The 12,998-nt window shown below is 69.3% G+C and carries 13 protein-coding genes and 1 pseudogene; 11 read left to right on the top strand and 3 right to left on the bottom strand.

All coding sequences use genetic code 11. The annotated features are described in order from the left end of the window. Nucleotide 1 precedes the first annotated feature (1 nt). The 3 genes from dprA to ACZ6ZQ_RS22940 all read left to right on the top strand — a co-directional run bounded on the left by dprA (nt 2) and on the right by ACZ6ZQ_RS22940 (nt 2,912). Nucleotides 2–1,168 (top strand): DNA-processing protein DprA, encoded by a 1,167-nt coding sequence (gene dprA, locus ACZ6ZQ_RS22950; RefSeq protein WP_469770370.1) that lies wholly within the window; start codon nt 2–4, stop codon nt 1,166–1,168. A 254-nt stretch (nt 1,169–1,422) separates the two neighbouring features. Beyond that, a complete protein-coding gene (whiG, locus tag ACZ6ZQ_RS22945) occupies nt 1,423–2,259 on the top strand; it encodes an RNA polymerase sigma factor WhiG (RefSeq protein ID WP_453659109.1) in 837 nt (278 codons plus the stop codon). Nucleotides 2,260–2,351: 92 nt separating this feature from the next. Further along, nucleotides 2,352–2,912 (top strand): TetR/AcrR family transcriptional regulator, encoded by a 561-nt coding sequence (locus tag ACZ6ZQ_RS22940; protein ID WP_469770424.1) that lies wholly within the window; start codon nt 2,352–2,354, stop codon nt 2,910–2,912. 445 nt (nt 2,913–3,357) lie between these two features. Here the strand turns inward: ACZ6ZQ_RS22940 and ACZ6ZQ_RS22935 are convergent. Further along, a pseudogene (locus tag ACZ6ZQ_RS22935) lies at nt 3,358–3,744 on the bottom strand (peptidoglycan DD-metalloendopeptidase family protein); the annotation flags it as partial. A 259-nt stretch (nt 3,745–4,003) separates the two neighbouring features. Here ACZ6ZQ_RS22935 and rpsB point away from each other — a divergent pair. The 6 genes from rpsB (at nt 4,004) to ACZ6ZQ_RS22905 (ending at nt 9,492) form a co-directional block, all read left to right on the top strand. After that, nucleotides 4,004–4,870 (top strand): 30S ribosomal protein S2, encoded by an 867-nt coding sequence (rpsB, locus tag ACZ6ZQ_RS22930; protein WP_469770369.1) that lies wholly within the window; start codon nt 4,004–4,006, stop codon nt 4,868–4,870. Nucleotides 4,871–4,966: 96 nt separating this feature from the next. Beyond that, nucleotides 4,967–5,803: a translation elongation factor Ts gene (gene tsf / locus ACZ6ZQ_RS22925; protein ID WP_469770368.1), complete on the top strand. Its 837-nt coding sequence runs from the start codon at nt 4,967–4,969 to the stop codon at nt 5,801–5,803. 158 nt (nt 5,804–5,961) lie between these two features. After that, the gene (gene pyrH / locus ACZ6ZQ_RS22920) at nt 5,962–6,744 is read left to right on the top strand and encodes a UMP kinase (protein ID WP_469770367.1); all 783 of its coding nucleotides are present in this window, start codon (nt 5,962–5,964) and stop codon (nt 6,742–6,744) included. Between the two features lie 154 nt (nt 6,745–6,898). Next, nucleotides 6,899–7,456: a ribosome recycling factor gene (frr, locus tag ACZ6ZQ_RS22915; RefSeq protein ID WP_453659106.1), complete on the top strand. Its 558-nt coding sequence runs from the start codon at nt 6,899–6,901 to the stop codon at nt 7,454–7,456. Further along, nucleotides 7,456–8,562, top strand: a complete 1,107-nt coding sequence (locus tag ACZ6ZQ_RS22910; protein WP_469770366.1) for a phosphatidate cytidylyltransferase — start codon at nt 7,456–7,458, stop codon at nt 8,560–8,562. The genes frr and ACZ6ZQ_RS22910 overlap by 1 nt, the downstream gene beginning before the upstream one ends. Before the next feature lie 516 nt (nt 8,563–9,078). Then, complete coding sequence (locus ACZ6ZQ_RS22905; RefSeq protein WP_469770365.1) at nt 9,079–9,492, top strand: DUF6083 domain-containing protein; 414 nt, start codon at nt 9,079–9,081, stop codon at nt 9,490–9,492. A 107-nt stretch (nt 9,493–9,599) separates the two neighbouring features. On the opposite strand, the gene ACZ6ZQ_RS22900 is transcribed toward ACZ6ZQ_RS22905, so the two are convergent. Together ACZ6ZQ_RS22900 and ACZ6ZQ_RS22895 are read right to left on the bottom strand one after the other, a co-directional pair. Beyond that, nucleotides 9,600–9,812: a hypothetical protein gene (locus tag ACZ6ZQ_RS22900; protein WP_469770364.1), complete on the bottom strand. Its 213-nt coding sequence runs from the start codon at nt 9,810–9,812 to the stop codon at nt 9,600–9,602. Nucleotides 9,813–9,838: 26 nt separating this feature from the next. After that, the gene (locus ACZ6ZQ_RS22895) at nt 9,839–10,180 is read right to left on the bottom strand and encodes a DUF6233 domain-containing protein (RefSeq protein ID WP_469770363.1); all 342 of its coding nucleotides are present in this window, start codon (nt 10,178–10,180) and stop codon (nt 9,839–9,841) included. Between the two features lie 129 nt (nt 10,181–10,309). Between ACZ6ZQ_RS22895 and rlmN the strand changes: the two genes are divergently transcribed. After that, nucleotides 10,310–11,416: a dual-specificity RNA methyltransferase RlmN gene (gene rlmN, locus ACZ6ZQ_RS22890; protein ID WP_469770362.1), complete on the top strand. Its 1,107-nt coding sequence runs from the start codon at nt 10,310–10,312 to the stop codon at nt 11,414–11,416. Between the two features lie 383 nt (nt 11,417–11,799). Continuing rightward, nucleotides 11,800–12,900, top strand: a complete 1,101-nt coding sequence (locus ACZ6ZQ_RS22885; RefSeq protein WP_469770361.1) for a thiamine ABC transporter substrate-binding protein — start codon at nt 11,800–11,802, stop codon at nt 12,898–12,900. Nucleotides 12,901–12,998: the final 98 nt, after the last annotated feature.

Raw genomic sequence — 12,998 nt, 5'->3', positions numbered from 1 at the left:
CATGCCGGCGGGGGTGAGTGACGAGGAGCGTAGGGCGCGGGCGGCGTTGACGCGGGTCGTCGAACCGGGTGATGAACAGGGAGGGCGGTTGCTGCGGCAGCACGGCGCTGTGGAGCTGATGGCGCGGCTCACCGCGCCTCGGGCGGGGGAGGGCGCGCTGACCGGCGCAGGGGCGCAGCGGATCGAGGGCTATCGGACACGGGCCGCGGCGGCCCGCCCGGAGCACGACCTCGATACGGTGGCGGAGGCCGGCGGGCGCTTCCTCTGTCCGGGTGACGCGGAGTGGCCGGGGCAGCTCGCCGACCTCGGGGACGCCATGCCCGTCGGACTCTGGGTGCGTGGCGGTCCCGACCTGCGGATATGGGCGCTGCGCTCGGTCGCCGTGGTGGGAGCCAGGGCCTGCACACCCTACGGCGCGCATGTGGCGGCGAGCCTTGGATCGGGCCTCGCCGAGCGCGGCTGGGTCGTCGTCTCCGGCGCAGCCCACGGCGTCGACGGCGCCGCGCACCGAGGGGCCCTTGCCGCCGGTGGAGCGACCGTCGCGGTGCTGGCCTGCGGAGTCGACGTCGCCTACCCGCGTGCCCACGCCGAGTTGATCGGCCGCATCGTGGAACAGGGGCTGGTGATCGGAGAGTTGCCGCCCGGCGCTCATCCCACGCGCAGCAGATTCGTCCTGCGGAACCGCGTGATCGCCGCCCTCACCCGCGGCACCGTCGTCGTCGAAGCCGAGTACCGGAGCGGTTCCCTGGTCACCGCGCGCAGTGCGCTGCGTCTCGGCCGGTGCACCATGGGCGTTCCCGGCCCGGTGACCAGCGGACTCTCGGCCGGCGTGCATGAACTGCTGCGCGGAGAGGGTGCGCTGGTCACCGACGCCGACGAAGTGGCCGAGCTCGTGGGTGACATCGGCGACCTCGCCCCGGCGCGCAACGGCCCGGTGCTTCCCAGGGACCTCCTCGGTCCCGCGTGCACCCGGATCCTGGAGTGTCTCCCCGCCCGGGGCGTGCTCGACAAGGGGGACATCGCCCGAAGGGCGGGGACGACTGCTGACGAGGTGCTCGCCAGGCTGTACGAACTGCACTCACTCGGCTTCGTCGAACGGCACGGCGACGGCTGGCAGTTGGCGCCACCTGCGATACAGGGGTCGAACGCACGGCGAGGCGGTGCTTGACCTGGCGCAATCGGGTGAAAAGGTGACACCGATGACCCTCGCCGCTCACTCGGTGACACCGGGAGGACCGACGCGTACGGCGTCGGCCCGCGTTCGAAGGTGTGGCCGACGGTACCTACCCGCATGTGCGCGATACGCCGCTGTTCGCGCACCGCAATACTCCAGTCACGCTACGCTCACCAGGTTCCCCACCCAACCATCCGACGAGACACCCGTTCCTTCACACCCCACAGCAGAACGGCTCAAGGCAACGCATGCCCCAGCACACGTCCGGGTCTGACCGCGCGGCAGTGCCACCCGCTGCCCGTGGCACCGTGCGGCCGCCCGCGCCCTCGTCGCTCGAAGAGTTGTGGCGGTCGTACAAGGCCACGGGTGACGGACGGTTGCGGGAGCAGCTGATCCTGCACTACTCGCCACTGGTGAAGTACGTCGCGGGCCGGGTGAGCGTCGGTCTGCCGTCCAACGTCGAGCAGGCGGACTTCGTCTCCTCCGGGGTCTTCGGCCTCATCGACGCCATCGAGAAGTTCGACATCGAGCGGTCCATCAAGTTCGAGACCTATGCGATCACCCGCATCCGGGGCGCCATGATCGACGAACTGCGGGCCCTGGACTGGATCCCCCGCTCCGTGCGCCAGAAGGCGCGCGCCGTCGAGCGCGCCTACGCCACGCTGGAGGCCCAACTGAGGCGCACCCCCTCCGAGGGCGAGGTTGCCTCGGAAATGGGTATCTCGCTCGAGGAACTGCACTCCGTTTTCAGCCAGTTGTCCCTGGCGAACGTCGTAGCCCTGGAAGAGCTGCTGCACGTAGGCGGCGAGGGCGGCGACAGGCTCAGCCTGATGGACACGCTGGAGGACACCGCCGCGGACAACCCCGTCGAGGTCGCCGAGGACCGTGAGCTGCGCCGGCTCCTCGCCCGCGCCATCAACACGCTTCCCGACCGTGAGAAGACGGTCGTCACGCTCTACTACTACGAGGGCCTCACCCTCGCCGAGATCGGCAACGTCCTCGGCGTCACCGAGAGCAGAGTCAGCCAGATCCACACCAAGTCGGTGCTGCAGCTCAGGGCAAAGCTGGCAGACGTCGGCAGGTGACACGTGGCGGTCGGGCCGAATCGTCCCTGCCCCGTCCTCATCGACGGCCACGGCCTTAAAGTGGACCCGTGCCCAGGATTCGAGCGGCCTCCGTGGCCGAGCACCGGACCATGCAGCGCGGCGCCCTGCTTGATGCCGCGCGTACCCTGCTGTCCGAAGGCGGTACGGAAGCGCTGACCTTCCCCGCCCTCGCCGAGCGCACGGGCCTCGCCCGGTCCTCCGTGTACGAGTACTTCCGCTCCCGTGCCGCTGTCGTCGAGGAGCTCTGCGCCGTCGACTTCCCGGTCTGGGCGGCCGAGGTCGAAGCGGCCATGGAGCAGGCGGGGACGCCCGAGGGCAAGGTCGAGGCGTACGTACGGCAGCAGCTCGAACTGGTCGGTGACCGACGGCACCGCGCCGTGGTCGCGATCTCCGCGAGCGAGCTGGACGCCGGCGCCCGGGAGAAGATCCGCGCCGCGCACGGCGGCCTCGTCGCGATGATCGTGGAGGCCCTCGGGGCGCTGGGCCACCAGCAGCCCCGGCTGGCCGCGATGCTTCTCCAGGGAGTCGTGGACGCGGCGGTCCGCCGCATCGAGCTCGGCGCGGCCGAGGCCCCGGCCGTGATCGCCGAGGCCGCGGTGTCGATGGCACTCCGGGGCGTCCGCGGCGACTGAGCTCACCGATGGCCGGACCCACGCCGTCGGGACCCGGGGCAGGCCCGCACCGTGTCCTGTCGCGGCGCCCGGAAGGGAAGTGCCCCGCGCCCGTCGCCTCGTATGCGTCGTCCCGCAGGCGCCGGTCCTGCCGGTCTTGCCGGTCCTGCCGGCACCTGCGCCGCAGTGCGCTGTACGACCAGGCCGCCGCCGCGGCCAGGGCCAGCGCCTGGAAACAGTCCGCACCTGCCTGCGACGTGCGGCCCGCTGTCGTGACCGCAGGCCGTCGTCCCGGGGTCTGCTTCGACGCCTGGGGCGCCCGCTCCGCGGTCGGGACCGGGACGCCGAAGACAGGAAGCAGCCGGGACGGGCCGCGCCGCAGGGCCGACGGGGGCAGCAGCGACAGCGGGTCGAGGTACTCCTCACCGCGGCGCAGGCCCCAGTGCAGACACCCCCGCGGGCAGTGGGAGGGGCCTTCCGTCAGGACGGCGACCACTTGACCGGCGGTCACCTCGGTGCCCGGGCGGATCATGGGCCGGACCGGCTCGTACGTGGTGCGCAGGGGAGGCTCGCCGGTGCCCGTCAACGTGATCGACAGGACCCCGCGCCCCGCCACCGGCCCCGCGAAGGACACCCGGCCCGGAGCCACAGCCCGGATCTCCGTACCCGGCGGCGCCACCAGATCCACCCCGCGGTGGCCCCGCCCGTACGTAGTGGCCGGTGGCTCCCAGCCCCGCGCCACCGCAGGGCGCGGCGGGCCCACCGGCCAGACCCCTGCCCATGCCACCCCTCCGAGGAGCAACACCAGCAGCGAAGCCGCCAGCGCGATCGTCACGACTCGTAAGCGATTCATGGCGCAGACCGTCCCGCATCCCGCCCCGACCGCGCTGATCATGGTCCGGATCTGTGGACAACCGGCCAGTTGTGGACAGCGCCGTCACCCGGCACCGCGCCGGTCCCGTACACTTCTTCTGGCGATCCGGGTCACCGGGTCGACTTCGCACGCCCCGCCACCACCCTCATCCTCGGTCGGTGGCCGCGCTCCTCGGTCCCTTGTGGCACGGCGCGTCGGGGCGTCAGGACATAACCGAGAAACTCAAGGAGATACGGCCATGGCCGTCGTCACGATGCGGGAGCTGCTGGAGAGCGGCGTCCACTTCGGTCACCAGACCCGTCGCTGGAACCCGAAGATGAAGCGCTTCATCTTCACCGAGCGCAACGGCATCTACATCATCGACCTGCTCCAGTCGCTGTCGTACATCGACCGCGCCTACGAGTTCGTCAAGGAGACCGTCGCGCACGGCGGCTCCATCATGTTCGTCGGCACCAAGAAGCAGGCGCAGGAGGCCATCGCCGAGCAGGCGACCCGCGTCGGCATGCCTTACGTCAACCAGCGCTGGCTCGGCGGCATGCTCACCAACTTCTCCACCGTCTACAAGCGCCTTCAGCGTCTGAAGGAGCTCGAGGCGATCGACTTCGAGGACGTGGCCGCCTCCGGCCTCACCAAGAAGGAGCTCCTGGTCCTCTCCCGCGAGAAGGCCAAGCTGGAGAAGACCCTCGGTGGTATCCGCGAGATGCAGAAGGTGCCGAGCGCCGTCTGGATCGTCGACACCAAGAAGGAGCACATCGCCGTCGGTGAGGCGCGCAAGCTCCACATCCCGGTCGTCGCGATCCTCGACACCAACTGCGACCCCGACGAGGTCGACTACAAGATCCCGGGCAACGACGACGCGATCCGCTCCGTCACGCTGCTCACCCGTGTGATCGCCGACGCCGTCGCCGAGGGCCTCATCGCCCGCTCCGGCGTCGCCACCGGTGACTCGAAGCCGGGCGACAAGGCTGCGGGCGAGCCGCTGGCCGAGTGGGAGCGCGACCTGCTCGAGGGCGAGAAGAAGGCCGACGAGACCCCGGCCGCCGAGGCCGAGAAGCCGGCCGAGGCCGCTGCCGAGGCCCCGGCCGCGGACGCCGAGCAGGCCTGACACCACAGGTTCGGATGCTGACGGCGGGGGCCCATGAAGCCCCCGCCGTTGACCCGTAGATCGTTCGACTCTTCGACTTCAGAGAGATTCACAGACATGGCGAACTACACCGCCGCTGACGTTAAGAAGCTCCGCGAGCTCACCGGCGCGGGCATGATGGACTGCAAGAAGGCGCTCGACGAGGCCGACGGCAACGTCGACAAGGCCGTCGAGGCGCTGCGCATCAAGGGCCAGAAGGGCGTCGCCAAGCGCGAGGGCCGTTCCGCCGAGAACGGTGCCGTCGTCTCCCTGATCGCCGACGACAACACCTCCGGTGTCATCCTCGAGCTGAAGTGCGAGACGGACTTCGTCGCCAAGGGCGAGAAGTTCCAGGCCGTTGCCAACGCGCTCGCCGCCCACGTCGCCGCGACGAACCCGGCCGACATCGAGGCGCTGCTCGCCTCCGAGATCGAGCCCGGCAAGTCTGTCCAGGCGTACGTCGACGAGGCCAACGCCAACCTCGGCGAGAAGATCGTCCTGGACCGCTTCGCGCAGTTCTCCGGTGCTTACGTCACGGCGTACATGCACCGCACCATGCCCGACCTGCCCCCGCAGATCGGTGTTCTCGTCGAGCTCGACAAGCCGGTCGCGGAGATCGCCAAGGGCGTCGCGCAGCACATCGCGGCCTTCGCGCCGAAGTACCTCTCCCGCGAGGACGTTCCGGCCGAGGTCGTCGAGTCCGAGCGTCGTGTCGCCGAGGAGACCACGCGCGCCGAGGGCAAGCCCGAGGCCGCTCTCCCGAAGATCGTCGAGGGCCGCGTCAACGGCTTCTTCAAGGAGGCCACCCTCCTTGGTCAGCCGTACGCGCTCGACAACAAGAAGTCCGTCCAGCAGATCCTGGACGAGGCCGGTGTCAGCCTGAAGCGCTTCTCGCGCATCAAGGTCGGCATCTGAGCCGGTACGCGATCGACACGGGAGCCCGCTAGGGTTTCTCAGCAGTCGTCGGCCGCGTAGACGCCGGACGACCGCAGATCTGACGAGGAGGCCATTGCCGCAGGGACACCAGCACCCACCGGCAATGGCCTTCTTCGTATGTGCACGAGGAGATCTCCATGAACAAGGGCGCGGACGCCAATCTGGGCGCCGACGACAAAAGCGACCACACCGGCAAGAAAGCCGGCCGCTTCATGCTGAAGCTGTCCGGAGAAGCGTTCTCCGGCGGCACCGGCTTGGGCGTCGACCCCGACGTCGTACACGCCATCGCACGGGAGATCGCCGCGGTCGTCCGTGACGGCGCAGAGATCGCGATCGTCATCGGCGGTGGCAACTTCTTCCGCGGCGCCGAGCTCCAGGTGCGCGGCATGGACCGGGCGCGCTCCGACTACATGGGCATGCTCGGCACGGTCATGAACTGCCTCGCGCTCCAGGACTTCCTGGAGAAGGAAGGCATCGACTCCCGCGTCCAGACCGCCATCACCATGGGCCAGGTCGCGGAGCCGTACATTCCGCTGCGTGCTGTGCGCCATCTGGAGAAGGGCCGCGTCGTCATCTTCGGTGCCGGTATGGGCATGCCCTACTTCTCCACCGACACCACCGCGGCCCAGCGCGCCCTGGAGATCGACGCCGAGGCCCTGCTCATGGGCAAGAACGGTGTCGACGGGGTCTACGACTCCGACCCGAAGGCCAATCCGGACGCCGTGAAGTTCGATGCGCTGGAGTACGGCGAGGTGCTCACCCGCAACCTCAAGGTCGCCGACGCCACCGCCATCACCCTCTGCCGCGACAACGATCTGCCCATCCTCGTCTTCGAACTGCTTACCCCGGGCAATATCGCGCGGGCGGTCCGGGGTGAGAAGATCGGCACGCTCGTGAGCGACCAGGGCACCCGGGGCTGACCCGGGGGCACCGCCCCGTGAGGGGATGGACAAAGCCCTGCCGGTCGGACACCGTGCAGGGGAAGACGCGCCGCCAAGTTTCGCCGGCCGTACTCGTAACGCGGACAAGTCACGCGTACACGCCGGGCCTACTCAAGACACGCAGGAGCAAGTGGTGATCGAAGAGACCCTCCTCGAGGCCGAGGAGAAGATGGAGAAGGCCGTCGTGGTCGCCAAGGAGGACTTCGCCGCGATCCGCACCGGGCGTGCGCACCCGGCGATGTTCAACAAGATCGTGGCCGACTACTACGGTGCGCTGACGCCGATCAACCAGCTGGCCTCGTTCTCGGTGCCCGAGCCGCGGATGGCCGTGGTGACCCCGTTCGACAAGAGCGCGCTGCGCAACATTGAGCAGGCGATCCGGGACTCGGACCTGGGCGTCAATCCGAGCAACGACGGCAACATCATCCGGGTGGTGTTCCCCGAGCTGACCGAGGAGCGCCGCAAGGAGTACATCAAGGTCGCCAAGGGCAAGGGCGAGGACGCCAAGATCTCGATCCGCTCCGTGCGCCGCAAGGCCAAGGAAGCCATCGACAAGTTGATCAAGGACGGCGAGGTCGGCGAGGACGAGGGCCGCCGTGCGGAGAAGGAGCTCGACGACACCACCGCGAAGTACGTTGCGCAGGTGGACGAGCTGCTGAAGCACAAGGAAGCCGAGCTGCTCGAGGTCTGATGAACGACTCTTCCTGGGGGGCCCCGACGAGCGCCGGCTGCTGGGGCCCGCCCGACCAGGGGGCTGCCCCGGCGGGTCCCGCTTACGATGAGCATGTCGCCCAGCAGACTCGGCCCATGCCCATCGTGCCCGGCGATCCCGACGCAGGTAGAGACGCAGAAGACCGCGATGACCGGGACCGGGGGGCTGCTCGGCCGAGTGGCCCCCTGTTCCGCGACGAGATGCCGCAGGAGCCCATGTCCACCCCTCCGCCGCATGCGGCTCCCCAGCCTTCGCAGCCGCCGCCGAAGAAGCGCGCCGGCCGCGATCTGCGTGCCGCCATAGGGGTCGGTGTGGGGCTCGGCGCGGTGATCATCGCGTCGCTGTTCATCGTCAAGGCCGTGTTCGTCGGGGTGATCGCCGTCGCCGTCGTCGTCGGCCTGTGGGAGCTCACCTCCCGCCTCCAGGAGCGCAAGGGGATCAAGGCGCCTCTGGTGCCGCTCGCGGTGGGCGGGGCGGCGATGGTGGTGGCCGGCTATGTGCGGGGCGCGGAGGGTGCGTGGGTCGCCATGGCGCTCACCGCACTGGCCGTACTGGTCTGGCGGATGACCGAACCTCCCGAGGGCTATCTCAAGGACGTCACGGCGGGCGTTTTCGCCGCGTTCTACGTGCCGTTCCTCGCCACGTTCGTCGCGATGATGCTCACCGCCGGCGACGGGCCGCAGCGGGTCTTCACCTTCCTGCTGCTGACTGTGGTCAGCGACACCGGCGCGTACGCGATCGGCTGGCGCTTCGGCAAGCACAAGCTCGCGCCGCGCATCAGCCCCGGGAAGACCCGTGAGGGCCTGGTCGGAGCGGTGACGTTCGGCATGGCGGCGGGCGCGGTCTGCATGCCGCTCCTCATCGACGGCGGCACCTGGTGGCAGGGCCTGCTGCTCGGGCTCGCGGTCGCGGCCAGTGCCACCCTGGGTGACCTGGGCGAGTCGATGATCAAGCGTGACCTCGGCATCAAGGACATGGGCACGCTGCTGCCGGGCCACGGCGGCATCATGGACCGGCTGGATTCGCTGCTGCCGACCGCGCCGGTGGTCTGGTTGCTGTTCGTCGTTTTCGTAGGGACCGGCTGACGAGCCGTCCTGCGTGCTGGGCCATGCGGAACCCGGCTGACCTGGGCTTTTCTGGTCGAGGGGCTCGTTGTCCACAGGACGCGGGCCCCTCTCCGTATCTCTGGGTCGGTCTCCGGCGGGATCGGCACCAAGGGACGAGTCGCCTGCCGCCCGGCCCGAAGAGCCATTGGAGGCATGCCCGGTTCCGGAGCTGTTCCGCTGACAGCAACGGCCACAGACAGCGGCGACAGTCCGCAGCCACGTATGGCACCGGTGTGCGCGGTGGGCCTTGACCACGCCGGGGCGAGGTCGAACTCCTGAAGCGGCGGTCACCGCATCCGTGATCCACCTTGGCACTGCTCATGGGCTGCGCCTGGTCGCCGCGCACGCGCCGATGCGACCCAATTGCGCCCTATCGTCCTGTGCGCGTCTACGCTCACTCTCCACCACATGGGGGCGACTGAGGACACCAGTCAGATATGTCAGAGCTGCCACACAGGCGGCCCTACCGTAAGGGAACGTGGCCGCGTCAGTCTCATGGCCGTGCTGTGCGATCCCTGTTGGAACGCCTACGCCAACCAACTTGCCATTGAGGAAGGCGCCACCGCCCCTCCCAAGGCCGAACCCGATCCGGACGCCGTCACCTCCTACGAGCCGCCGACCTGTCGCGATTGCGGGGCCGCGGTCAGGCACCACTCCACCAACTACGACCGTTGGGTCTACCTGGCTGTCGAAGACCTCCCGGCGAAGGACGTGGCCCCTCGCCATCGGTGGCGGCTGGAGACCATCCGGGGCCGGCATTCCCGTGTCCCCGTCGACATCGTCGCCGTGCGAATCCGCGGAATTGAACCACTCCCCAGCGACCACGTGCGCCCCGCACACCGGGCGGTGTGTCTCGGCCCGGATGCCGTGCAGGAAGCAGAGCAGGAACGCACCGCGGACCCCGAGTGAGAGCCGCGTCGAAGGGGCCACCTGAAGTGCCGCTTCCCGGTGCCGCACGATCTGAGGACCGGCCGCCATCCGGCCGGGGTCTCCGCCAACCCCTGTACGGGGCGCGATCAGCCCACGCCGTACTCGTGTGATCGCCCGCCCTGCCATTCCACCCAGTGCGGATCGTCCAGCAGCTCCCAGGCGTCCGGCAGGCCTGCGCGTCGCAGGAACTCGACCAGGTCGGCGTCGCTGCGGGCCAGGCCTGCGATCTGGGCGCGGATCTCCACCCGGCGGCCGCGGGTGCCGGCTGCGCGATGCACGACGATCGGTGCGGTGCCCATGTCTCCAGGCTGCGCCGGTTCGCGGTTCACAGCACACCGAGGTCGGTGTCGGGCCGGCAGTACGGGCAGGCTGCGATGCCGTCTTCGGTGATTGCGCGGAGGGCCTGCTCGCGTGCCAGTGGCTTGGTGTGGTTTCCGGCCATGCCGCAGTGGCTCGTGTGGACGGCGTCGGGGGTGGGCCTGCCGCCTGACCGTCGCATCGCGAGTTTCCACCCGGGTTGAGGCGGCGGCAGCGTCGGCGCCGCGCGAGCAGCCGCTACTTCCTGCCGCTCCAGATCCGCGATGGTCTCGTCGGTGCGGCGCAGCTGCCAGACCAGCCACTCGCGGACACTGCGCAGGCGCTCCAGGCGGGACACTTTCTCGGACACAAGTTCGATTCTAGATCCAGGAGGGGCCCTGGAGACAGCGCCCTGCCGGAGCCGGGGAGGATCGGTGACGCCCACCCCGGTATCAACGGCCGCGGGTCACCGGATTCCGTCTGCGACACTGGATGAACCATGCCCAAGCCCGGAGAACTCACTTTCGTCGCCCCGCGCGGAGCCAAGAAGCCCCCGCGGCACCTCGCCGACCTCACACCCGCCGAGCGCAAGGAGGCTGTCGCCGCGATCGGCGAGAAGCCGTTCCGCGCCAAGCAGCTGTCGCAGCACTACTTCGCGAGGTACGCCCACGACCCCGCCCAGTGGACCGACATCCCCGCCGCCGCGCGCGAGCGGCTCGCCTCGGAGCTGCTGCCCGATCTGATGTCCGTCGTCCGGCACATCTCCTGTGACGACGACACGACCCGTAAGACGCTGTGGCGGCTGCATGACGGGACGCTCGTCGAGTCGGTCCTGATGCGCTACCCGGACCGGGTCACGATGTGCATCTCCTCGCAGGCCGGGTGCGGTATGAACTGCCCGTTCTGCGCCACCGGCCAGGCCGGGCTCGACCGCAATCTGTCCACCGCGGAGATCGTGCACCAGATCGTCGACGGTATGCGGGCCCTGCGCGACGGAGAGGTGCCGGGAGGACCGGCCCGCCTCAGCAACATCGTGTTCATGGGGATGGGCGAGCCGCTCGCCAACTACAAGCGGGTCGTCGGAGCCATCCGCCGTCTCACCGACCCCGAGCCGGACGGCCTCGGCATCTCGCAGCGCGGGATCACCGTCTCCACCGTCGGTCTGGTCCCGGCGATGCAGCGGTTCGCCGACGAGGGCTTCAAATGCCGGCTCGCCGTCTCGCTGCACGCGCCGGACGACGAGCTGCGCGACACCCTCGTCCCGGTCAACACGCGCTGGAAGGTGCGGGAGGTGCTGGACGCCGCCTGGGAGTACGCGGAGAAGTCCGGTCGCCGTATCTCCATCGAGTACGCCCTGATCCGTGACATCAACGACCAGGCGTGGCGTGGTGACCTGCTCGGCAGGCTGCTCAAGGGCAAGCGGGTGCATGTCAATCTCATCCCGCTCAACCCGACGCCGGGGTCGAAGTGGACGGCCTCCCGCCCCGAGGACGAGGAGGCGTTCGTCGAGGCGATCGCTGCCCATGGGGTGCCCGTGACCGTCCGTGACACCCGGGGTCAGGAGATCGACGGGGCGTGCGGGCAGCTCGCCGCCTCCGAGCGCTAGCGGCTCACCGGAAGGGCCCCGGCCCACCGGAAGGGCCGTATCCGGAACCGCCCAGGTCGCCGGAACGGCCCAGGTCGCCGGAACGGCCCAGGTGTCCGGAGGGGCCCCGTGCATCCGGAACCGCCCGGGTATCCGGAAGGGCCCGTGAAATATGGGCCCATGTAATCTGGGCGCGAACATTTGCATATTCCGACAGGGGAGCGCCACAGCGCTGAGAGTGCGGTGTCCGTCAGACCGCAGACCCTCTGAACCTCGCCCGGGTCATTCCGGGTAGGAAGTTCGGACGAGACTCAAGCTGTTGCGCCCTGCCCGGCTCCTGATCCAGGGATCAGAGGACCGGGCAGGGCCGCGTCTCTTCCTGGTCAAACCCAGGAGGAATCTCAGTGAGCACCACGAAGAAGGCCACGGTCATCGCGCTGGCCGCGGCCCTGGGCGTCAGCACGCTCGCGGCCTGCGGAGGGGAGTCCAAGGACACGTCCGCCGGCTCGAAGTCCGGCAGCGGCTCCAAGGCCGTGACGCTCGTCAGCCACGACTCCTTCGCCGCCTCCCCCGCGGTGCTCAAGGAGTTCACCCAGCAGACCGGCTACACGGTCAAGGTGCTGAAGAGCGGTGACGCCGTCGAGGCGCTCAACAAGGAGATCCTCACCAAGGGCTCTCCGCAGGGCGACGTGTTCTTCGGCGTCGACAACACCACGCTGTCCCGGGCCCTCGACAACGACCTCTTCACGCCGTACGAGGCCAACGGCCTGGACCGGATCCCCGAGGCCGTGCAGCTCGACAGGGACGAGCACCGGGTCACTCCCGTCGACACCGGCGACATCTGCGTCAACTACGACAAGAAGTACTTCGCCGACAAGAAGCTCGCGCCGCCGCAGACCCTCGACGACCTGGCGAAGCCCGCCTACAAGAACCTCCTCGTCGTCGAGAACGCCGAGCGCTCCTCGCCCGGTCTCGGCTTCCTCCTCGGCACCGCCGCCGTGTACGGGGACAAGGGCTGGCAGGACTACTGGAAGAAGCTGAAGGCGAACGGCGTGAAGGTCGTCGACAGCTGGGAACTCGCCTACAACCAGGAGTTCTCCGGCTCCGCCGGCGGCAAGGCGGCCAAGGGCGACCGGCCGCTCGTCGTCTCGTACGCCTCCAGCCCGCCGGTCGAGGTGCTCTTCGCCAAGCCGCAGCCCAAGGAGGCGCCGACCGGAGTGTCCACCGGCACCTGCTTCCGCCAGACCGAGGCCGCCGGCCTTCTCAAGGGCGCGAAGAACGAGGCCGGGGGCAAAGCCCTGCTGGACTTCCTCATCAGCAAGAAGTTCCAGGAGGACATGCCGCTCAACATGTTCGTGAACCCGGTGACCGACGACGCCGAGCTGCCGCCGCTGTTCACCGAGTTCGGTGAGGTGATCGCCAAGCCGCAGACCATGGCGCCGGAGAAGATCGCCGACAACCGTGACCAGTGGATCCAGTCGTGGTCCTCGCTCGTCCTGAAGTAGGCGAACCACCGAGCGGGAACGTACCCCCGAGGGGGAAGGTACCCCCGAGCGGGGAGGTACCCCCGCGCGGGAGTGCGTCACTGCGCGGGAACGCGACG

This window comes from Streptomyces sp. NPDC053673, from assembly GCF_055585225.1.
The sequence above is the reverse complement of the archived record's forward strand: the minus strand, read 5'-3'. Positions and strand labels throughout refer to the sequence as shown.

Bases quoted from the DNA above. Each gene is read 5' to 3' on its own strand.
- dprA (WP_469770370.1), top strand. From the start codon at position 2: ATGCCGGCGGGGGTGAGTGACGAGGAGCGTAGGGCGCGGGCGGCGTTG.
- whiG (WP_453659109.1), top strand. From the start codon at position 1,423: ATGCCCCAGCACACGTCCGGGTCTGACCGCGCGGCAGTGCCACCCGCT.
- rpsB (WP_469770369.1), top strand. From the start codon at position 4,004: ATGGCCGTCGTCACGATGCGGGAGCTGCTGGAGAGCGGCGTCCACTTC.
- tsf (WP_469770368.1), top strand. From the start codon at position 4,967: ATGGCGAACTACACCGCCGCTGACGTTAAGAAGCTCCGCGAGCTCACC.
- pyrH (WP_469770367.1), top strand. From the start codon at position 5,962: ATGAACAAGGGCGCGGACGCCAATCTGGGCGCCGACGACAAAAGCGAC.
- ACZ6ZQ_RS22910 (WP_469770366.1), top strand. From the start codon at position 7,456: ATGAACGACTCTTCCTGGGGGGCCCCGACGAGCGCCGGCTGCTGGGGC.
- ACZ6ZQ_RS22905 (WP_469770365.1), top strand. From the start codon at position 9,079: ATGGCCGTGCTGTGCGATCCCTGTTGGAACGCCTACGCCAACCAACTT.
- ACZ6ZQ_RS22900 (WP_469770364.1), bottom strand. From the start codon at position 9,812: ATGGGCACCGCACCGATCGTCGTGCATCGCGCAGCCGGCACCCGCGGC.
- rlmN (WP_469770362.1), top strand. From the start codon at position 10,310: ATGCCCAAGCCCGGAGAACTCACTTTCGTCGCCCCGCGCGGAGCCAAG.